Raw genomic sequence first — 19,920 nt, 5'->3', positions numbered from 1 at the left:
CATGTCGTGCACGTGGTGATCATGGGGTGTGGCCGGGTGGGAGCCTCCCTGGCCAGGGCCTTGGAGCGACTCGACCACCAGGTCGCCGTGATCGACAAGGACCCGCAGTCGTTCCGCAGGCTGGGCAGCGACTTCCACGGGCAGCAGGTCGTCGGCAACGGTTTCGACCGCAATGTCCTGATCGAGGCCGGAGTGGAGCGCGCGGGCGCGTTCGCGGCGGTCTCCAGCGGCGACAACTCGAACATCATCTCGGCGCGAGTGGCGCGCGAGACGTTCGGCGTGGAGCACGTCGTCGCGCGCATCTACGACCACAAGCGCGCGGCCGTGTACGAGCGTTTGGGCATTCCGACGGTGGCGACGGTGCCGTGGTCGACGGACCGGTTCCTGCGGATGCTGCTGCCCGAGGGCGCGTCGACGGCGTGGCGCGACCCGTCCGGCACCGTGGCGGTGATGCCGGTCGAGGTCGCCGAGACCTGGGTCGGGCGTCCCGTGTTCGAGCTCGAAGGGGCCATCGGCGCCCGTGTGGCGTTCCTGATGCGGTTCGGCACGGGTGTGCTGCCGGACGCGAAGACCGTCGTGCAGGCCGACGACACCATCTACGTGGCGGCGCTGTCCGGCACGATCACCGACGTCGCGGCGGCGGCGCAGCAGGCACCGGAGGAGAGCTGATGCGGGTCGCGATCGCTGGTGCGGGCGCGGTGGGGCGGTCCATCGCGCAGGAACTCGTGCAGGACGGGCACCAGGTCATGCTGATCGAGCGGGATCGGACGCACTTCGACCCGAACTCGGTCGAGCAGGCCGAGTGGGTGCAGGCCGACGCGTGCGAATTGTCCTCTTTGGAGGACGCGGGCATGCAGCTGTGCGACGTGGTGATCGCCGCGACCGGTGACGACAAGGTCAACCTCGTGGTGTCGCTGCTGGCGAAGACCGAGTTCGCGGTCCGTCGTGTCGTCGCGCGTGTGAACGACCCGACGAACGAATGGCTCTTCACCGAGTCGTGGGGTGTCGACGTGGCCGTGTCGACGCCGCGGTTGCTCGCCGCGATGGTCGAGGAGTCCGTGACGATCGGTGACGTCGTGCGGCTGCTGACGTTGCGGCAGGGGCAGGCGAACCTCGTGGAGATCACGCTCGACGAGTCGACGCCGTTCGCCGGCCGCGCGGTCTCGGAGCTGACGCTGCCCCGGGACGCCGCTCTGGTGACGATCCTGCGCGGCGGGCGGGTCATCGTGCCGCAGCCGGACGACACGCTCGAGGGTGGCGACGAGCTGTTGTTCGTGACGACCGCGGCCGTGGAGCAGGACATCAAGAAGGCTCTCGGGTACTGATGATCGGCAAACGGGGCCGGGTGACCGGCAGGGTCGGGCCCGGTCTCGTGGGCGAGGTGATGATTTCGGTGCGGGGTGGCGCGGAGGCCTTCTACGCCTATCCCGCGGACGAATCAAGTGTGATCGAAATCGGTCAGCAAATCCTCGTCGTGGACTTCGAAGAACCCCGAACGGTCTACGTCCAGCGGTGGCGGACGATGTAGTCTTTTCCTTGGTGTGCCGGGAAGCCTGGTCGGCGACGTTGTTGTCGTGGGAGGCTTCCGGAGCGAGGTCTCCCCATCGTTAGGGGGACTGCGAAATGGACGAAACTCTCTTATTCGGCATCGGCGGCGTCATTTTCGCCGTGTTGATCCTTTTCCTGCTCCTGCGCGCGTTGTGGCGAGTTGCCGAGCCCAACGAGGCGTTGATCATTTCCGGTCTCGGCGCGCGCGGACTGCGCGACACGGCCGACAGCCTGACGTTCAAGATCGTCACCGGTAAGGGCGTGCTGGTGCTGCCCGGTTTCCAGACCGCCCGCCGGCTCTCGCTCGACACGCGGGTGGCCGATCTGCAGGTCTCGTGCGTGACCAGCCAGGGCATTCCGGTGCACGTGCGCGGCGTGGTGATCTACAAGGTCGGTGACGACTACGCCTCGATCGCGAACTCGGCGCGGCGGTTCCTCGACCAGCAGGACCGGATGGACGACAAGACGCACTCGCTGTTCGCCGGGCACCTGCGGTCGATCGTCGGCAGCCTGACGATCGAGGACATGCTGCACAACCGGGAAGCGCTGACCGCCCAGGTGCGGCACTCGTCCGCGGACGAGATGAGCAAGCTGGGCCTGATCGTGGACTCCCTGCAGATCCAGGAGATCGAGGACACGACCGGGTACATCACGAACCTGGGCAAGCCGCACGCGGCGGCCATCGCGGCGTCCGCGCGCATCGCCGAGGCGCAGCGCGACCAGGAGGCCACCGAAGCGGAGCAGGTCGCGAACGCCAAGAAGGCCGCCGCGTGGCGGGACGCGCAGATCAAGTCCGCGTCGTACCAGGCGGAGATCGACCGGGCGAAGGCCGAGTCGGAGCAGTCGGGCCCGCTCGCCATGGCGACCTCGCGGCAGCTGGTCGTCGTGCAGGAGACGAAGGCGGTCGAGCTCGAGGCAGATCTGGCCGAGCAGAAGCTGCAGGCGCAGGTCCGCAAGCCCGCCGACGCGAAGGCCTACCAGACGCGCACGCTGGCCGACGCCGACCGCGACGCCCAGATCGCGCGTGCCGAGGCGCAGGCCCGCGAGATCGAACTGCGGGCGGCGGCCGACGCGACACGGGTGAAGGCCGCGGCGACTGCCCAGGCGGAGGCGACCAGGGCGACCGGTGAGGCCGAGGCGATCGCCGCGAAGGCACGCGGTCTGGCCGCGGCGGAAGCCACCAGGGCTCAAGGTCTCGCCGAGGCCGAGGCGCGCAAGGCGCAGGGTCTCGCCGAGGCGGAGGCGATCAGCGCGCGGTCGGCGGCGCTCGCCGAGAACCCCGACGCCGTCGTCGCCCAGCAGCTCGCGGAGAAGTGGCCGGAGATCGTGGAGGCGGCGTCGAAGGCGTTCGGGAACGTCGACCACATGGTCGTGTTCAACGGCGCCGACGGGGTGTCCGACCTGTTGACGAAGGCGCTCTCGATGGGAGGGACGGGGCTCGGCCTGGCGCGTCAGCTCATGGACGCCATGAAGAGCTCACCTGAGAACGTCACGCCGAGCATCACGCCGAGCGAGAACGGGATCCCGGCGAAGTTCACCGCCTGAGTCCGCACGCTGATATATCGCATATCGGCACGTCAGCCGATATGCGATATATCGGATATGGGTGTTAGACCCACCAGTACTGGTTGCCGCCGCCGTGGCAGTCCCACAGCTGCACCGAGGCGCCGTTCCACCAGTTCGAGCCCGCGATCTCGACGCACCGGTTGCCGCCGAGCCACGACCGGATCCGGCCGACCTCGTAGTCGTGCGAGGCCGGGCGGTAGAACATCTGGAACGCGTTGTCGCCCGCCCAGCAGTTGAACAGCTGCAGCGCCGCGCCGTTGTCGCCGTTGCCCCAGGCGGCGCTCAGGCACTTGCCGTTGCTGCCGTTGCGCAGCTTCAGCCCGTCCCAGTACCAGTACTGGGTCGGGGCGCCCTGGCAGTCGACCATGATGACGCCGGCGCCCTCCTGGTCGGTGGCGGCGGTCATGCACCGGCCGTTGAACTTCGACTGGACGTAGGAGCCCGCCACCGCACCGGCCGAGGCGGACGTGCTGACGAGCAGACCGCCCGAGACGAGCGCGAGCGAGGCCAGAAGCGCGATCTTGCGCACGAAAGGTTTCATGCGGTCCTGACGCTCGCCGCGCCCCGCCTGATACAACCGCCTGGTTCGAGACTGGTCAGAGAGCGGCCCAGCGCTGGTGGTTGCCACCCGCGCAGTCCCACAGCTGCACGGACGCGCCCTGCCACCAGTTCGCGCCGGAGATCTCGATGCACCGGTTGGGGCCGATGGCGGTGCGAACCCGCCCCTCCTCCCCGGCCTGCCCGGACTGGTAGAAGACCTGCCAGCCGCCGGTGCTGCCGCCGAAGTCGCACGTGAACATGCTCAGGCTGGCGCCGTTGTCACCGTTGCCGATCGACGGGACCAGGCACTTGTTGCCGAACACGTTGCGCAGGCGCCCGCGGTCGTTCACCCACTTCTGCGTGGTGGCTCCGTTGCAGTCGTACATGTGCACCGATGCGCCGTCACCCGCGTTGAAGTGCGCCACGGTCAAACACCGGTTGTTGTACGACGACCTGATCTCGGAACCTTCCTCTGCCGCCCCCGCCGACGACGACGTGGTCGCGAACACCGCTCCCCCGACGAGCGCGAGCGCGGCCAGAGCCACTGCCTTCTTCATGACTCCCCCTTTTCGTGCCGGGACTCGGCACTCAGGACATCCTGAGAGGGCCTGATGTCGTCGTCATGAGCATGGGCATGCTCAACTTGGGTATCTGCTCAACGGAAGCGAGCACTTACCAGCTGTGAGCGATCAGTCGCCCCTGGTCGGGCGCGAGACTGAGCTGCGGGCCGCGCTGAGGGCGCTGGCCGTGGACGGCGCGGTGCTGCTATCGGGTCCTCCCGGAGCCGGCAAGACGCGTCTGGCCGCGGAGGTGCTCGCCGTTGTGCCGCACCCCGTCGTGCGGTGCTACGCCACGGTCGCCACGTCCCGGATCCCGCTCGGCGCGATCGCGTCGCACGTGCCCACGGACCTTCCCGCGGGCGCGCCAGGTCCCGGTTTCCTCGCCGCGTCGTCGGTGCGTGCCGCCGCCGAGCACCTCACACGCGGCGGGCGGCGGGTGTTGTCGATCGACGACGCTCATCTGCTCGATGACGCTTCGTTGTTGGTGTTGCAGCACGTTGTGCGCCACAAGCTGACGCGGGTCATCTGCACGGCACGGCTGGGGTGGCCCGGTGTCGACGGGCTGACCGTCGTCCACGTCGACGCCCTCGACCAGGAGCGCGCGGAGGCGTTGCTGACGTCCACGCTCGGCGGGCCCGCCGACGCCTCGACCCGGCACCTCGTGTGGGCGAACAGCCAGGGCAACCCGTTGTACCTCAAGGAACTCGTGGCGGCGGGACGGCACTCGGGCGTGCTCACCGAGACCCAGGGCGGCTGGAGCTGGAGCGGGCCGCTGGAGCTGTCCGGACGGCTCGCCGAGCTCGTCGACCTGACGCTCGGACGGCTCGCGGAACCGCAGCGGCGTGCGCTGGAGCTGCTCGCGTACGGGGAACCGCTGGAGCCCGAGCTCATGCCGATCCCGCAGGACCTCGTGGACATGGGGTTCGTGCGCGTCGGTGACGACGGACGCGCGCGCGTCGCGCATCCGCTCTACAGCGCGCGCCTGCGTGCGACGTGCCCGACGTTGAGAGCCAGAGCGCACCGAAGAGCCCTGGCCGACCGGCTGGAGGCAGAAGGCGCGGACCGGCCCGGTGACGCGGTGCGAGTCGCGACGTGGCGGCTGGACAGCGGCGCGGCGGAGTCGCCGGACGTTCTCGCGCGGGCCGCTGAGCAGGCACTTTCCGCCCAGGACTGGGAGCTCGCCGAACGACTCTCGCGCGCGGCCGTGGCCCGTGGGGCGACGTCACGCGTAGGGCTCGTGCTCGGGCTGGTGCTGATGTACCAGCGACAGTGCGCACAGGCCGAAGAGGTGCTCGCCGAGACCATGGCGGCGGGCGGCGACATGCTCACGGTGATCCAGGTGGGCTGTACGCGCGCGTTCAACCTGTTCTTCGGTCTCGGGGACGAGGACGCGGCTGTCGCCGTGCTCGACGAGGTCACCGCACAGGACCTGCCGCCCGAGCTGGAGCACGCCGTGCTGTTCTTCGCGCTGACGTTCGCGCTGGAGTCCGCGCCGCTGCGGATCGCGCGGCTCGGCGGTGAGCTGCTGATCGCCGAGGGCGGCTGGGCGGCGACGGCGGGCCGGCAGGTGCTGGCGTTCGCGGACCAGTTCGCCGGCCGCTACACCGAGGCGCTGTCGCGGATCGACGCGAACCACGAGGCGGTCATGGCGACGGCCGGGCGGTTCCCGTCGCTGACGAACGCGGCGAACTGGGTGCGCAACGAGTGCATCCTGCGCTGTGGTGACCTGGTGAACGCCGAGACGCGGGCCGCGCAGGCGTTGGCCGAGGTGATCGAGGAGGACCGCTGGTCGGTCACCCAGGTGCCGCCGCGGGTGCTGCTGAGCCAGAGCGCGCGGTTGCGCGGTCAGGCCGCGGCCGCCGTGCGGATCACCGCGGAGGGCATCCCAGAGTCGGGCGCCCTGCCGATGATGTGGGACGTGCTGCTGCTGGCCGAGTTCGCGGCCGGGGCGGCGTTGCAGGGTCAGTCCGACCGCGCGCAACGGGCGTTGGCGCGCGCCGAGGACGGGCTGAAACCGGCGTGGCGGATCGCACGGTTCGCGGTGGGTGCCGCGCGCGCGTGGGTGCTCGCGGGCGCGGGACACGTCAACGAGGCGATGCAGGCCGCACTGGACAACGCCGCCGCGGCACGGGCTCACGGCGCTCATTCCGAGGAGATCGTGTCGCTGCACGACGCGGCGCGGTTCGGGGCGGACACCTCGCCACGGCTGCTGGAGCTGGCCAAGACGCGCCGGGATCCGCTGACGACCGCGTACGCCTCACACGCCCAGGCGCGCGCGTTGCGTGACTCGGCGGGGCTTGAGGAGGTGGCGGCGGCGTTCACGTCGTTCGGTGCCACTTTGTACGCGGCCGAGGCGTTCGCGGAGGCCAGCCGGTTGTCGCGCCTGCACGACCGTCCCCGTGACGCGGAACGGCTGGAGCGGCAGGCCTCAGCGCTCGCGGAGTCGTTCGACGGCGCCACCACGCCCGGTCTGGCGGTGACGAGCACGCTCGCCGCGTTGACGCCGCGTCAGCTGGAGATCGCGCGTCTGGCGGTGGCGGGGCTGACCAACGTGGAGATCGCCGAACGGCTCGCGATCGCTAAACGCACCGTGGACAACCATCTGCACACGACCTACGCGGCGGTGGGTGTGACGGGACGGGGCGGGCTGCGCGCGCTCTTCGGACAGGGATGAATCGTGGGCAGACGCCCACACTTTCGTGCCCATCCTGCTCGGACTCGAGTGAAACTCTGTGCACAGTCGAGGGAGACTTAGGCACACTGCGAGTTGTGTGGCCGTTCGTGGGCAGGGTGCGGGAGCTTCAGGACGTGATGTCCGCTCTCACCGAGCCGAACGGAAAAGGCGCCGCGCTCGTCGGGCCCGCCGGGGTGGGCAAGACCCGGCTCGCGGACGAGGTCGTGACGCGGCTCGAGCAGACCAGGACCACCGTGCGGCGCTGCTACGCGACCGTGGCGACGTCGTCCATCCCGTTCGGGGCCCTCGCCGCGATGCTGCCCGCCGACATGCGCACGGCGAACCCGCTCGGTCGCGCCGTCGAGCATCTTCTGGCTGAACCGCAACCGTTGGCGATCGTGGTGGACGACGCGCATCTGCTCGATGACGCGTCCATCGGCATGTTGCATCACGTGATCCGTCACGGACATGCGCGCGTGTTGGTGACGTCGCGGCCCGGTGAGCGGGCCGAGCTGTGGCAGGAGGGGCTGCTGCAGCGGTACCCGCTCGGGGACCTGGCGCGGGCCGAGTCCGATCTCCTGCTGGAACGCGCGCTGGACGGGCCGGTGGACGCGCGGTCGGCGGCGTTGCTGTGGTCGGGCAGCGCCGGAAACCCGTTGTACCTCAGGGAACTCGTGGTGTCCGGGCGTGCGGTCGGGTCGTTGCGCGAGGCCGAGGGCATCTGGTCGTGGCACGGTGCGATCGAGCTGGGCGGCCGGCTCGGCGAGCTCGTGCAGGAGAACCTCGGGCGGCTGGAGCCCTCGCACCGGCACGGGCTGGAGCTGCTCGCGTACTCCGAACCGGTGGAGCTGGACCTGCTGGCGTCGCTGGTGCAGGAGGAGGCGCTCGACGACCTGGAGACCCGCGCGTTGATCCGGGTCGAGTCGTCGGGACGGCGGACCGTCGTGCGGCTCGGGCATCCCTTGTACGGCAGCTTGTTGCGGGCGACTTGTCCTCCCGTGCGCGCGCAGTCGCACCAACGCGCGTTGGCGGCGGGGCTGGAGGCGACGGGCGCACGTCGCCGCGAAGACCTCATGCGGATCGCGACGTGGCGGCTCGACGGCGGTTCGCCGATCTCAATCGATCTGCTGGTCGCGGCCGCCGAGCAGGCGTGGTCCGCGCAGGACGTCACGCTGGCCGAACGCCTGTGCCGTGCCGCGGTCGACGAGGGCGGGCTGAGCCGGGTCGGGCACGTGTTCGGCCAGGTGCTGATGCACGGTCGCGCACCGGAGCAGGCCGAGGCCACGCTAGCCGACGTGATGGCGGGCCCGTTGTCGGCCGCGGACCTGAGCCGCCTCGGCGCCACCAGGTCGCTGAACCTCTACTTCGCGCTGGGCGACGCGGAGGCGGCCACCGCGGTGCTCGACAGCGTCGACGTACCGGATCTGCCGGACGAGTTGCGGGACTTCCTGAAGATGACGCGGCTCCTGCAGGAGGCCCACCGCCGCAACGTGGCCGAGGTACTGGAGAGCACGTACCAGCCCCTCACGCCGCACCTGTTCCTCCACATGCGACTGATCAGGGCGTTGTGCCTCGTCCAGGCGGGCCGGTACCGCGAGGTCGGCGAGGAGGTCGACCGCTACGACGCCGAGATGCGGGCGGTGAGCGGAGACTCGCCGCCACCGGACCACGGTGCGTTGCGCGTGCGCTGCTTCGCGCTGGCGTACGCCGGCCACCTCGCCGAGGCGGAGAGCCTCGCGCTGACGACGCTCGACGCGTCGTTCGACGAGCTGGCTTTCAGCGGCCCGACGTCGCTCCACGGCGTGCTCTCGTTCTGTGCGCGCATGCGTGGCCACGGCTCCCAGGCCCTGCGCCTGGCACGCGAAGGCAGTTCGAAGACAGGGGAAAAGCCACTGGTCTTCGACACGATCGTGCTCGCGAGCCTCGCCACCGCCGCGGCGTTGTGCGGCGACAAAGACCTTGCCCTGCACGCCATGGCCCGTGCCGAGAAGGCTCGCCGACCGGCCTGGCGGCTGACCGGGACCTCGGTGTCGCTGGCCCGCTCCTGGGTGCTCGCCGCCGCCGGTGACGTCCGCGGCGCCGCCGACGCCGCGATGGCGGCGGCCGACGAGTGCGCCGAGCTCGGCATGCACGGCAGCGAGGTGGTGGCCCTGCACGACGCGGCCCGCTTCGGCGTCGACACGTCACTGCGGCTGGCGGCCCTCACGTCCACGATGGACGGCCCGCTGCCCTTGGCCTACGCGGCACACGCGACCGCCCTCGCCCACGCCGCACCGACCGTCCTGGAGGCCGTGGCGGCGGATTTCCGGCGGATGGGCGCCACCCTGTACGCCGCCGAGGCCCTCGCCTCCGCCGCGCGCCTGCACCGGACCCAGGGCAACGTCCGCGCCGCTTCCCAGGCCTCGGCGCGCCAGGCGTTGCTGATGCGCGACTTCGACGGCGTCCGCACACCGGCGTTGCGCGCGGACGGCCTGACCCACCTGACCCGGCGCCAGGTGGAGGTGGCCCGGCTGGCCACGTCCGGGCTCACGAACCAGCAGATCGCCGAGAAGCTCCACACGTCGAAGCGGACCGTCGACAACCACCTGCACGCGATCTACGGCGTGCTCGGGGTGACGGGACGCGACGAGCTGCGGACGGTGCTCGGACCGATCAGCTGATCGTGCGCCTCGGACGACAAGGGCTATCCGCGCCGGGAGATAACGACGCGGCTGACGCCCTGGGGGTAGCGTCGGACTCCACGACGCGCTTGAGCTCGTCCATCTCGGGCGTCAGCAGGTCGTCCGCCGTACGGGCCAGCACCTCGTCGACGGTCGTGGAGGCTTCGGCGGCGTGCTCGGGACGCGACGAGCTGCGGGCGGTGCTCAGACCAACCAGCTGATTGTGCGCCTCGAACGACAAGGGCCATCCGCACCGGGAAAGGACACGGCCGACGCCCTAGGTGTGGCACCGGACTCGACGACGCGCTTGAGCTCGTCCATGTCGGCCGTCAGCAGGTCGTCCGCCGTACGGGCCAGAACCTCGTCGACAGTCGCGGAGGCCTCGGCGGCGTGCTCGGGGTGACGGGACGCGACGAACTGCGGACGGTGCTCGGACCAACCAGCTGATCCGTGCGCCTCGGACAACAAGGACCATCCGCACCGGGAAAAGGACGCGGCCGACGCCCTGGGGGTGGCGCCGGCCGCGAGATCAGATGTAGTGCAGATCAGTCTCTGGACTTGTCGCGGGCCTCGGAGTCGACGACGCGCTTGAGCTCGTCCATGTCGGGCGTCAGCAGGTCGTCCGCCGTGCGGGCCAGCACCTCGTCGACGGTCGTGGAGGCCTCGGCGGCTTCCTCGGCCGCCTTGAGGCGCTTGTCGGCCCGGCGGACCGCCCAGACCGTCGCGAGCAGCGCGATGGCCATCAGCGGGTAGCCCATGCCGAGGCGGGCCACGGCGAGCCAGCCGACCTGGTCCTCGTTGTAGAGCCAGCGCTGCACCACGAAGCGCGCGAAGAAGACCAGCGCCCACACGAAGGTGGCGATGTCGTAGTCGCGCACCGAGGCCTTGTCGGAACGCCAGGCGCGGTCGCGGCCGTTGAGGACGGTCCAGATCACTCCGGCGAGCGGCCAGCGAACGATGATCGACAGCAGGAACGCGCTGCCGTAGACGACGCTCTGCCAGATGCCGAAGAGGAAGAAACCCTTGGCCTCGCCTGTCTTGTAGGCGATGAACGCCGCGATGCCCACGCCGAACACAGCGGAGATCGCGGGCTGGACGTTGCCCTTGCGCACGGCCAGGACGACGCCGATCACGACGGCGGCGACCAGCGCGCTGATGATCGCGGCCATCAGGTTCTTGGCGGCGAAGTTGACGATGACGAAGACGACGACGGGCAGCGACGAGAAGAGCATTCCGCTCACGCCGCCCATCTGCTCGAGGAGAGTGGGCTGCTTTTCTTCGGTCTCAGCTGAGGTCATGAAGCGTTCTGCAACTCGTAATAGGGGTTGTAGAGCACCTTGCGCCCGTCGCGCACGGCGATGCGGCCCCGAGCCTTGATCGTCCGACCAGGCTCGATTCCCGCGATGCGACGGCGGCCGAGCCAGACGAGGGTGACGCCCTCGGTGCCGTCGTAGAGCTCGGCTTCCAGTGTGGCGGCCGCGTCCCGGGGACAGAGCTCCACGCTGCGGAGCCTGCCGAGGACGGTGACCTCCTCACCGGACTTGCAGTCGCAGGCCTTCACCGCGCCGACGGCCTCCGCTTTCCGCGAGAGATCATCCGCGTCGAGCTCGGTGACGTCGCTGGTCAAGCGCTTCACCAAGCGGCGCCAATAGCCGCTCATCCCCGACTCCTGCAGTGCTCTGGTGGCCCCGTGGTGTGGACCGTCTGAGAGTGAGGGTACGCACGAGGGCCGACAATCTCGGGCGTGCCTGCCGAGACTGTCCTCCTGCTGCCCGGAACCGCCTCCGACGAGGTGTTTGTCCGATCCGTGTTCGCCGACCCGTTGTCGCAGGTCGGCGCTGTTCTGACCGCTCCGCGCGTCCGCACACTCAGTGAACGGTTGACGGCCCTCGAAAATGCCTTCACAGGCCACCCGATCGTGGTGGGTGGCGTCTCACTGGGCGCGCACGTCGCCGCCGCGTGGGCAGTGCGGAATCCGGGCAAGTGCGCGGGGTTGATCCTCGCTCTGCCCGCGTGGACGGGCACTCCCGAGCACGCACCGGCAGCGCAGGCCGCGAAGATCAGCGCGGAGATCGTCGCGAACCAGGGTCTCGAAACGGCCCTTCAGGGCACGACCGGCTGGCTGCGCAACGAGCTGACGAGGGCTTGGCGCGGCTACGGTGACCAACTGGTGCCGCACCTCGAAGAAGCCGCCACGTCGGCGGCGCCCACGCTCGAGGAGCTGAAGACCTTGGACGTGCCAACGGGAATCGTCGGGTGCACCGACGACCCGATCCACCCGATCGAGATCGCGGAACAGTGGGCGAACGCCATCCCGCGGGCCGTGCTGACCACGACGACGCTGGACGCCTACCCGCACGCTCTGGGGCGCGCGGTGCAGGCGTGGCAGCGGGCGCGTTAGTCCTGTTGCTGGATGTGCCGGGCGATCGCTTCGGGCAGCTCGACCGGCAGCGGGGTGCGGGGCGGCATCGGCTGGTCACCGCGCACGACCACGGTGCCGCGCAGCATCTCCCGCAACGCCTCGGAGTTCTGCGCGAAGTGCTCCTCGGGACCGGCCGCGACACCGCGCAGCATCCAGCGCGGTCCGTCGACGCCGACGAAGAGGATCTGCACGCCCTGGTTGCGCGCGGTGATCTCCTCGCCCCACTCGCCGTTCTCGCGGTTGATGCGGGCGCCGTCCTCCTTGAGGCCGTCGATCAGCTCGGCGCCGACCTCCTTCCAGAGGCCACCGGACTTCGGCGCGGCGAACGCGCTGACCGTCAGCTGCCCAACGGACGTGAGGACGTGCACCGCGCGCACGGCACCGTTCTGCTGGTCCATCTCGACCTGCAGCTGGGCCTCGTCCGGCATCGGCAGCTGCACCGATCCCAGGTCGAGCCGCTGCACGTCGTCATGGGGCGCCACCGTCGAGTCCCACGGGCCGTCGACGTCGTCGAAAACCTCGTCGTGCTCCGAACCCGTCTCCACGGCCCCCGCGGAGTGACGACCGCGCTTGCGGCGCCTTCCGAACATGCCCTTACCCCTCTGCTTGCGTACGGGCGAGCACCACGTGCCCGCCGGTCGAGCCATAGCCTCCCGCACCGCGTTCCGTCTCCGGCAACTCGGTGACCTCGTGGAACACCGCGTGCTCGACGCGTTGCACGACGAGCTGGGCGATCCGGTCGCCGCGAGACAGCGCGATCGGCTCACGGAGATCATGGTTCACGAGGCAAACCCGGATCTCACCGCGGTAGCCGGAGTCGATCGTGCCGGGCGTGTTGACCACGCTCAGCCCGACCCGCGCGGCCAGTCCGGAACGAGGGTGCACGAACCCCGCGTACCCGGCCGGGAGCGCGATCGCGACACCGGTGCCGACGACCGCGCGCTCGCCTGGTGCAATGACCACGTCCGACGTGGTGACCAGATCGGCGCCCGCGTCGCCGGGACGGGCGTAGGCGGGCACGGGAACCCCCGGATCGAGCCGGGTCAGCAACACCTCGACGCTGGACACGGCGGGCGAGATTACCCTGACGACGTGAGTGAGACTGCCGTGACCGCCACTACGACCTTCCGCGAGCGCCTGTACGTGACGCCGTGGTTCTGGCTGCTGATGCTGCTGGCCGCGGGGCTGCTGGCCGCCGAGGTGCACATGGGCTTCCCCGGCGTCCGTTCCTGGCTGCCGTACGTGATCCTGCTGCCGCTGACGGTCGCGCTCCTCGTGAAGTGGAGCTCGACGAAGGTCGAGGTGTCCGGCGGTGAGCTCAGGGCCGGCGACGCCCACATCCCGCTGGACCTGCTGGGCGACGCCGAGATCATCGCGCCGCAGGACCGGCGCAAGGCCATGGGCCCGTTCCTCGACCCCGCCGCGTACGTCCTGCACCGCGGCTGGGTCAAGCCGGTCGTGCGGGTGCTGGTGAACGACCCGGAGGACCCGACGCCGTACTGGATGATCAGCACCCGGCGTCCGGAAGAGCTCGTCGCCGCGATCAAGTCCTGAAAAAGCAGTCCGGAAAAACACAACTGGGCGCCACCCGTGCGGGTGAGCGCCCAGTCTTGATCGGCGGATTCTCGCTCAGGCGCAGTCGCGGCAGATGTACACGCCGTTGTGGTCCTCGGCGAGCCTGCTGCGGTGGTGCACCAGGAAGCACTTCGAGCACGTGAACTCGTCGGCCTGCTTGGGCAGGACCTTGAACGTGAGCTCCTCGCCGGACAGATCCGCACCGGGCAGCTCGAAGTTCTCCGCGCTCGCGTCCTCGTCGACGTCCACGACGCCGGACTGCGTCTCGTTCCGCCGGGCCTTCAACTCCTCGAGGGAGTCCTCAGCGAGTTCGTCCGCCTCGCTGCGACGCGGCGCGTCGTAGTCGGTCGCCATCTTTTCACCCCTGCGGTCTACGGAGACTGTTCGTGTCGCTGGTTAACGCTCCAGCGACGTCTTTTGTGCCCCACGTCAAGGTGACGTAGGTCTCTCACACCCGTGAGTCAAGCCAACCCCCGTGACGTGACCGTCCGGCTTGATCCACATGTGTGCGGAGCGCGCAGAGGGTAGCTCATTGCCCGAGTGACTCGACATCGGGTTACCCCTTACCGACCGGACGGGTGACACAACCTTTGTACGCTGGACCGATACCCTGTGCGGGAGCGCGTGCGGCACAGCGTGCAACCCGGCGCGGGGCCGGTACCGTCCTGACTGTGAGCAATCAGGCCGGTGCGGTGGGTCACGCATGCCGGGGCGCGCGACAGCCGGGCAGGGCCTAGGCTGATCAGCAGAGGACGGACACGGGGAGGGCCTCGGACGTGGGATCCGTATCGGGAAGTTTGTCGCCTTACAAGCGGCGTCGGCCCGTGCCCGCGCTCGTCCTGTTCGCGGTGCTGTTGGTCAGTTCCGTGTTCGTGTGGGTGAAGGTGCTCGGCAGCGCGGGCGACGTGGACGCGGCGATCAAGTGCAACGCGCCAGGTCACGTCACCACCTCGGCCACTCCGGAGGCCGATTCGACGGCGCCGCCGCCACCGCTGGGCACCGTGCTCGACCACGACGCGCTCGACCGCACCAGCCCGGTCCCGCTCGGCGAGGTCAACTTCAAGGTCGTCAACGCCTCCACCCAGCGCAACCACGCCAAGACCGTGGCGACCCAGTTCACCGAACTGGGCCTGAAGCAGGCGGCCGAGCCTGACAACGACCCGATCTACCCGGCGGGCGACATGAGCTGCCGCGGTCAGATCCGCTTCGGCGCGCCCGGCTCCGAGGCGGCCCGCACGCTGTCGCTGCTCGAACCGTGCCTGGAACTGGTGCGCGACGACCGCCAGGACGCCACCGTCGACATCGCGGTCGGCAAGAAGTTCGACGAGGTCAAGCCGAACAGCGACGCCCGCAAGGTGCTCGACCAGCTCAAGGAGTGGGCGGAGCAGCAGCCGGAGCAGCAGGGCGGGCAGGCCTCGGCGGCCACCCGGCCGACGCTGAACCCGGACAACCTGGCCGGCGCGCGCGACGTGACCTGCGGCTGACGTCTAGTTACCTCGGCCCCATGGGGTCGATCTTCTTCCGGACAAGCGCGTCCTGTGGCGTGGCGTGGCATGCCGATGCGTCGGTCCGTGTTCCTGCGCCGGGATCTGGGATGGATGCGGTTCAGCCTCGGCGGCAGAGCTGATCCACGTGCCTGAGGTGCGTGAAGTCGTCACCCTGCTGTCCACGTTGACTGAACGGGCACCCGTCAACATTGACTGAGTCAACGTCGATGTTGATTCAGTCAACCTCGACGTTGATCCGCGACGTTGATTCAGACCTTGCCGAAGCCCGACTCGACGAGCGCGTCGTGCATGGCGTCGGCGATGCCGGGAGCCGCCGCGAACGTCGCGTCCTCCCCCAGTTCCGGCGACGAGCCGGGCAGCCGCACGACGGCACCGGCCTCCGAGGCGATCAACCCACCGGCCGCCCAGTCCCAGCGGCCCAGGCCGTGCTCGGCGTAGGCGTCGAGCCGTCCAGCGGCGACCGAGCACAGATCGAGCGAGGCCGCACCGGCCCGGCGCAGGTCGCGGACGCGGGTCGACATCGCGGCCCACGTGTCGGCCTGACGTTGACGCCGCTCCGGCCGGTACGCGAAGCCGTAGCCCAGCAAGGACAACGACAGGTCGGTCGTGGCGGAGACGTGCAGCGGCGTGCCGTCCAGGAACGCGCCGTGGCCACGCGCGGCGGTCCACACGCGGCCGGTCGAAGGCTCGACCACCGCCCCCGCGACGGACTCGCCGTCGAGCTGCGCTGCGATCGACACCGAGTACCAGGGGATTCCGTAGAGATAGTTGACGGTGCCGTCGATCGGGTCGACGACCCAGGTCAGTCCCTCGGCGATACCGCCATCCGGGCCGCCTTCCTCCTCGCCGAGGATCGGCTCGCCGGGGCGCAACTCGGACAGACGCGTCCGGACGAGTTGTTCCGAGGCGCGGTCGGCGGCGGTCACGACGTCGGTGGAGGTGCTCTTGGTGTCGAACGAGACGACGGCGGAAGCGCGCATGCGCTGAACAAGAGCGCCCGCTTCCCGTCCGATGGCTGTGGCGATGTCGACGAGTGGCCGGGGATCGAACACGACCGGTTCCCTCCTGCGTCACTAGCACGGGACTATCGGACAACGTCAGGCTAATGTCTGCGCACCACCAGTACTGAATCGAAACCAGCAGGATCGAGTAGGAAGGACCACGGGGATGGGCATCACCCGCGGGTTCGGTGTGGACATCGGCGGTTCCGGCGTCAAGGGCGGTCTGGTCGACCTCGAAGCAGGAGCACTGGACGGCGAACGCATGCGGATCCCCACGCCCCAGCCTTCGACGCCGGAGGCGGTGGCCGAGGTTGTCGCCGAGATCGTCGAGAAGTTCCAGTGGGACGGGCCGGTCGGCGTCACGCTCCCCTGCGTGGTCAAGCACGGAGTGGCTCTGAGCGCGGCGAACGTGGACAAGAGCTGGATCAACTGCGACGCGCAGCGGCTCTTCGCGGAACGCCTCAAGCGCAAGCCCGAGGACATCGTCGTGATGAACGACGCGGACGCGGCCGGCATCGCGGAGATGTCGTTCGGCGCGGGCGTTGGCAAGGACGGGACCGTGGTGCTGCTGACGTTCGGCACGGGCATCGGCAGCGCGGTGTTCCTCGACGGCAAGCTGGTCCCGAACACCGAGTTCGGGCACCTCCAGGTCGACGGGCACGACGCCGAGTCGCGCGCGGCCGCCTCCGTGAAGGAGGAGAAGGGCCTGTCCTGGGAGGAGTGGACCCCTCGTGTCTCGCGGTACATCAACGTGCTCGAGGACCTCATCTGGCCCGACCTGGTGATCGCCGGTGGCGGTGTGAGCAAGAAGGCGCACAAGTGGTTGCCGTTGCTCGAGGTGCGCACCGAGGTAGTTGCGGCCGCACTGAAGAACGACGCGGGCATCGTCGGTGCCGCCTGGGCCGCCGCACACGGTGTGCGCCCGTAGAACTGGTCGACACCGAAACGTGTCCGACGCGTTCTAGCTGCGAGAACGCAGGTGAGAGCGCCCCGAACGACCTCGGGGCGCAACACCGCGTCACCGACGTCGTTACAATGGAACGCACACCCGCCAAGCAAGATCGGCGGGGAGATCCCCTGAACTCTGGCGACCGAGGTTTCGCGCCCTCTGGTTTGCCTTGAACGACCGTCGCGAAAGGGCGTACGTGGCAGCCGCAGAAACCGCAACCCGACGCTCCAGCTCCGCCGCGAGCGCCGCCAAGACGACCAAGGCGACCGCGGCCGGCGAGGCCGAGGAGAAGCCGAAGCGCAAGACGACCGCTGCGGCAGCGAAGAAGCCCGCAGCCGCCGCCAAGGCGCCGCGCAAGACGGCCGGCAAGGCCGATCCTGCCGCGAAGGGCACCGCCAAGAGCGGCGATGAGCCCGAGGACATCGAAGGCGCTCCCGGCGCCGAGGACCTGGTCGAGGACGTCGAGATCGTCGACGAGCCGGTCGTGGACGAGCCGGAGGAGGCGGAGGACCCCGAGAACAAGGGCGACTTCGTCTGGGACGAGGAAGAGTCCGAGGCCCTGCGCCAGGCGCGCAAGGACGCGGAGCTCACCGCGTCGGCCGACTCCGTTCGCGCCTACCTCAAGCAGATCGGCAAGGTCGCCCTCCTCAACGCCGAGGAGGAGGTCGAGCTCGCCAAGCGCATCGAGGCGGGTCTCTACGCCGCCGAGCGCGTGCGCCGTTCCGAGGAGGAGGCGGAGAAGCTCACCCCGCAGCTCCGTCGCGACCTGCGCTGGATCGTCCGTGACGGCGAGCGCGCCAAGAACCACCTGCTCGAGGCGAACCTGCGTCTCGTCGTGTCGCTGGCCAAGCGCTACACCGGCCGCGGCATGGCGTTCCTGGACCTGATCCAGGAGGGCAACCTGGGTCTGATCCGCGCCGTCGAGAAGTTCGACTACACCAAGGGCTACAAGTTCTCCACGTACGCCACCTGGTGGATCCGGCAGGCGATCACCCGCGCGATGGCCGACCAGGCCCGCACCATCCGCATCCCGGTGCACATGGTCGAGGTCATCAACAAGCTCGGTCGCATCCAGCGCGAGCTGCTCCAGGACCTGGGCCGCGAGCCCACGCCCGAAGAGCTCGCCAAGGAAATGGACATCACGCCCGAGAAGGTGCTGGAGATCCAGCAGTACGCGCGTGAGCCCATCTCGCTGGACCAGACGATCGGCGACGAGGGCGACAGCCAGCTCGGCGACTTCATCGAGGACTCCGAGGCCGTCGTCGCTGTCGACGCCGTCTCGTTCACGCTGCTGCAGGACCAGCTCCAGTCCGTGCTCGCGACGCTGTCCGAGCGCGAGGCGGGCGTCGTCCGGCTGCGCTTCGGCCTGACCGACGGCCAGCCGCGCACGCTGGACGAGATCGGCCAGGTCTACGGCGTCACGCGTGAGCGCATCCGCCAGATCGAGTCCAAGACGATGTCGAAGCTGCGTCACCCGTCGCGCTCGCAGGTGCTGCGCGACTACCTCGACTAGTCCTTTCATTCAGACATACGCAGAGATCCCCGCACCGGTTCGGTGCGGGGATCTTTTTTGTTCCGGTTTCTCGCCCGCGTGCCGTGACCAGGCGTGATCGGACGCATGCAAAAGATGAGTACCCATGTACTCATGTGCCGCCTATGCATCCGCGACAGCATCAGTGTGTGGCTGTGCCGGAGGGTGCACAGGGACAGTTCCGGACACCGGAACGAGGGGGGCTGAAAAAATGGGCAGGTCAGTACTCGAAGGGGCTTTCTCGCTGCTGGACAAGCTGATGGACGAGGGTGAGCTGGGGCTCACGCAACTCGCCGACCGCTGCGAGATGCCGAAGACGACGGTGCACCGCCTTCTGGACCAGATGGAGGTGCTCGGCGCGGTCGAGAACGTCCGCGGCCGCTACCGCATCGGCGCGCAGATGTTCCGGCTCGGGCAGGCGTGGGAACCCGCCCCCGGCATTCTGCGGGTGGCACGGCAGCCGTTGCGCGCGTTGTCCGCGACGATCAGGACGTCGACAATCCTCGCGGTACCCCGGCGCGACCGGGTGCTCGTCGCCGCGGCGAGCATCGTGCGCGCCGAGGACGTGGCGCGGCTGCGTCCCGGTGCCACGGTTCCGGCGGGCATGGAGTTCGTGAGCGCTCCGGTGCGCACACCGTCCAGCAGCGTCATCGGCACCGTGTCCGCTGTGCTCGACAGCGGCCGCAGCGCCACGGCGCTGAGGGAGGCCGTGGGGCACGCCGCGCGAGCGATCAGCGCGGCCCTCGCGAGCTGATCCACTACTCCGAACGGCCGCACGACCGGGATTTTGATCACGGTGCCGCGTCCGAATCGTGGGACGTTCGTGACCTGTTCGCTGCGGGCGGACAAGGGCAACCGATATCACACTCCCGGTCGCACGCAACAGACCGAACAGCCGTAATTCGCTGCTCCACCAGCGGGTTTACGGTTGCGCTCCGTGCGTGTCAAGACGGTGAACCGGTGGCAAATGCATGTGTAAGCCTGCTGCAGTCGGGTAAATCGCATAGTGACGCGAGTCGCCACGCACACGGGAACACTGACTATCGCCAGAACGTCTGTCAGAGTGGAGCCAGCGAGCACCGCGCACCGGCCAGGGGCGCTGTGGTCGCAGCTTGGTAAGAGGGCACCGGAACACTCCAGTTCCGTTGCCGGGACGGAGGGAGATTCATCATGACTGCAGCACTCACCCGCCCCGAGTTGACCGCTGCCGACCGCTGCGACCGCTGCGGGGCTGCTGCCCAGGTTCGCGCTTTGCTCCCGTCCGGGGGCGAGCTGCTGTTCTGCGGGCACCACGCCCGGGCGCACAGTGAGAAATTGCGCGAACTCGCTGCTGAAATTCAGCAGGGCTGACTTCCACCCCACCTCGCCGCTCGGGGCGGAGATCCT

Annotated in this window: 22 protein-coding genes; 13 read left to right on the top strand and 9 right to left on the bottom strand. The window is 69.4% G+C overall.

The window, feature by feature from the left end; translation table 11 throughout:
* Positions 1 to 6: 6 nt before the first annotated feature.
* From ABZ345_RS14630 to ABZ345_RS14615, 4 genes are all read left to right on the top strand, one after another.
* Complete coding sequence (locus ABZ345_RS14630; protein ID WP_359847474.1) at positions 7 to 669, top strand: TrkA family potassium uptake protein; 663 nt, start codon at positions 7 to 9, stop codon at positions 667 to 669.
* Positions 669 to 1,325: a TrkA family potassium uptake protein gene (locus tag ABZ345_RS14625; RefSeq protein ID WP_359847471.1), complete on the top strand. Its 657-nt coding sequence runs from the start codon at positions 669 to 671 to the stop codon at positions 1,323 to 1,325. The genes ABZ345_RS14630 and ABZ345_RS14625 overlap by 1 nt, the downstream gene beginning before the upstream one ends.
* A complete protein-coding gene (locus ABZ345_RS14620) occupies positions 1,325 to 1,528 on the top strand; it encodes a hypothetical protein (protein ID WP_359847468.1) in 204 nt (67 codons plus the stop codon). Before ABZ345_RS14625 ends, ABZ345_RS14620 begins: the two co-directional genes overlap by 1 nt.
* A 95-nt stretch (positions 1,529 to 1,623) precedes the next feature.
* A complete protein-coding gene (locus ABZ345_RS14615) occupies positions 1,624 to 3,093 on the top strand; it encodes an SPFH domain-containing protein (RefSeq protein ID WP_359847465.1) in 1,470 nt (489 codons plus the stop codon).
* Positions 3,094 to 3,157: 64 nt separating this feature from the next.
* Here the strand turns inward: ABZ345_RS14615 and ABZ345_RS14610 are convergent, their stop codons facing one another.
* The gene (locus ABZ345_RS14610; protein WP_359847462.1) at positions 3,158 to 3,655 is read right to left on the bottom strand and encodes an RICIN domain-containing protein; all 498 of its coding nucleotides are present in this window, start codon (positions 3,653 to 3,655) and stop codon (positions 3,158 to 3,160) included.
* 55 nt (positions 3,656 to 3,710) lie between these two features.
* The gene (locus ABZ345_RS14605; RefSeq protein WP_359847459.1) at positions 3,711 to 4,211 is read right to left on the bottom strand and encodes an RICIN domain-containing protein; all 501 of its coding nucleotides are present in this window, start codon (positions 4,209 to 4,211) and stop codon (positions 3,711 to 3,713) included.
* Positions 4,212 to 4,335: 124 nt separating this feature from the next.
* Between ABZ345_RS14605 and ABZ345_RS14600 the strand changes: the two genes are divergently transcribed.
* Both ABZ345_RS14600 and ABZ345_RS14595 read left to right on the top strand, forming a co-directional pair.
* Complete coding sequence (locus tag ABZ345_RS14600; RefSeq protein ID WP_359847456.1) at positions 4,336 to 6,888, top strand: AAA family ATPase; 2,553 nt, start codon at positions 4,336 to 4,338, stop codon at positions 6,886 to 6,888.
* Positions 6,889 to 6,983: 95 nt separating this feature from the next.
* Positions 6,984 to 9,548 carry a LuxR C-terminal-related transcriptional regulator gene (locus tag ABZ345_RS14595; protein WP_359847453.1) on the top strand — a complete coding sequence of 855 codons (2,565 nt, stop codon included), beginning with the start codon at positions 6,984 to 6,986 and terminating at the stop codon, positions 9,546 to 9,548.
* On the opposite strand, the gene ABZ345_RS14590 is transcribed toward ABZ345_RS14595, so the two are convergent.
* The 3 genes from ABZ345_RS14590 to ABZ345_RS14580 form a co-directional block, all read right to left on the bottom strand.
* A complete protein-coding gene (locus tag ABZ345_RS14590; RefSeq protein ID WP_359847450.1) occupies positions 9,541 to 9,789 on the bottom strand; it encodes a hypothetical protein in 249 nt (82 codons plus the stop codon). The genes ABZ345_RS14595 and ABZ345_RS14590 overlap by 8 nt on opposite strands.
* A gap of 304 nt (positions 9,790 to 10,093) precedes the next feature.
* A complete protein-coding gene (locus tag ABZ345_RS14585; protein WP_359847447.1) occupies positions 10,094 to 10,846 on the bottom strand; it encodes a DUF3159 domain-containing protein in 753 nt (250 codons plus the stop codon).
* The gene (locus ABZ345_RS14580; protein WP_231114856.1) at positions 10,843 to 11,208 is read right to left on the bottom strand and encodes an OB-fold nucleic acid binding domain-containing protein; all 366 of its coding nucleotides are present in this window, start codon (positions 11,206 to 11,208) and stop codon (positions 10,843 to 10,845) included. Before ABZ345_RS14580 ends, ABZ345_RS14585 begins: the two co-directional genes overlap by 4 nt.
* Positions 11,209 to 11,292: 84 nt before the next feature.
* On the opposite strand from ABZ345_RS14580, the gene ABZ345_RS14575 reads away from it, so the two are divergent.
* Positions 11,293 to 11,949, top strand: a complete 657-nt coding sequence (locus ABZ345_RS14575) for an alpha/beta hydrolase (protein ID WP_359847443.1) — start codon at positions 11,293 to 11,295, stop codon at positions 11,947 to 11,949.
* Here ABZ345_RS14575 and ABZ345_RS14570 read toward each other — a convergent pair.
* Together ABZ345_RS14570 and dut are read right to left on the bottom strand one after the other, a co-directional pair.
* Positions 11,946 to 12,560, bottom strand: coding sequence for a DUF3710 domain-containing protein (locus tag ABZ345_RS14570; RefSeq protein WP_359847441.1), 615 nt, complete (start codon positions 12,558 to 12,560; stop codon positions 11,946 to 11,948). The two genes, ABZ345_RS14575 and ABZ345_RS14570, sit on opposite strands and share 4 nt — an antisense overlap.
* Before the next feature lie 4 nt (positions 12,561 to 12,564).
* The gene (dut, locus tag ABZ345_RS14565; protein ID WP_359847438.1) at positions 12,565 to 13,038 is read right to left on the bottom strand and encodes a dUTP diphosphatase; all 474 of its coding nucleotides are present in this window, start codon (positions 13,036 to 13,038) and stop codon (positions 12,565 to 12,567) included.
* A 24-nt stretch (positions 13,039 to 13,062) separates the two neighbouring features.
* Between dut and ABZ345_RS14560 the strand changes: the two genes are divergently transcribed.
* Entirely contained in the window at positions 13,063 to 13,524 is a 462-nt protein-coding gene (locus tag ABZ345_RS14560) for a DUF3093 domain-containing protein (protein ID WP_359847436.1), read from the top strand.
* Positions 13,525 to 13,599: 75 nt separating this feature from the next.
* Here ABZ345_RS14560 and ABZ345_RS14555 read toward each other — a convergent pair whose 3' ends face one another.
* Positions 13,600 to 13,899, bottom strand: a complete 300-nt coding sequence (locus ABZ345_RS14555; RefSeq protein ID WP_359847433.1) for a DUF4193 domain-containing protein — start codon at positions 13,897 to 13,899, stop codon at positions 13,600 to 13,602.
* A gap of 422 nt (positions 13,900 to 14,321) precedes the next feature.
* On the opposite strand from ABZ345_RS14555, the gene cei reads away from it, so the two are divergent.
* Positions 14,322 to 15,029 (top strand): envelope integrity protein Cei, encoded by a 708-nt coding sequence (gene cei / locus ABZ345_RS14550; protein WP_359847430.1) that lies wholly within the window; start codon positions 14,322 to 14,324, stop codon positions 15,027 to 15,029.
* 272 nt (positions 15,030 to 15,301) lie between these two features.
* Here the strand turns inward: cei and ABZ345_RS14545 are convergent, their stop codons facing one another.
* Positions 15,302 to 16,105 (bottom strand): inositol monophosphatase family protein, encoded by an 804-nt coding sequence (locus tag ABZ345_RS14545; RefSeq protein ID WP_359847427.1) that lies wholly within the window; start codon positions 16,103 to 16,105, stop codon positions 15,302 to 15,304.
* A 115-nt stretch (positions 16,106 to 16,220) separates the two neighbouring features.
* On the opposite strand from ABZ345_RS14545, the gene ppgK reads away from it, so the two are divergent.
* From ppgK to ABZ345_RS14525, 4 genes are all read left to right on the top strand, one after another.
* Positions 16,221 to 16,982, top strand: a complete 762-nt coding sequence (ppgK, locus tag ABZ345_RS14540; RefSeq protein WP_359847424.1) for a polyphosphate--glucose phosphotransferase — start codon at positions 16,221 to 16,223, stop codon at positions 16,980 to 16,982.
* Positions 16,983 to 17,199: 217 nt separating this feature from the next.
* The gene (locus ABZ345_RS14535) at positions 17,200 to 18,516 is read left to right on the top strand and encodes an RNA polymerase sigma factor (RefSeq protein ID WP_359847422.1); all 1,317 of its coding nucleotides are present in this window, start codon (positions 17,200 to 17,202) and stop codon (positions 18,514 to 18,516) included.
* Between the two features lie 229 nt (positions 18,517 to 18,745).
* Positions 18,746 to 19,288 (top strand): helix-turn-helix domain-containing protein, encoded by a 543-nt coding sequence (locus ABZ345_RS14530; protein WP_052685410.1) that lies wholly within the window; start codon positions 18,746 to 18,748, stop codon positions 19,286 to 19,288.
* Positions 19,289 to 19,701: 413 nt separating this feature from the next.
* Entirely contained in the window at positions 19,702 to 19,884 is a 183-nt protein-coding gene (locus ABZ345_RS14525) for a hypothetical protein (protein WP_045316573.1), read from the top strand.
* Positions 19,885 to 19,920: the final 36 nt, after the last annotated feature.

This window comes from Lentzea sp. NPDC005914 (genome assembly GCF_040629405.1).
In the GTDB taxonomy this organism is placed as follows: Bacteria; Actinomycetota; Actinomycetes; order Mycobacteriales; family Pseudonocardiaceae; genus Lentzea.
Note: the sequence above shows the minus strand (reverse complement) of the source record. Positions and strands in the feature narration are given on the sequence as shown.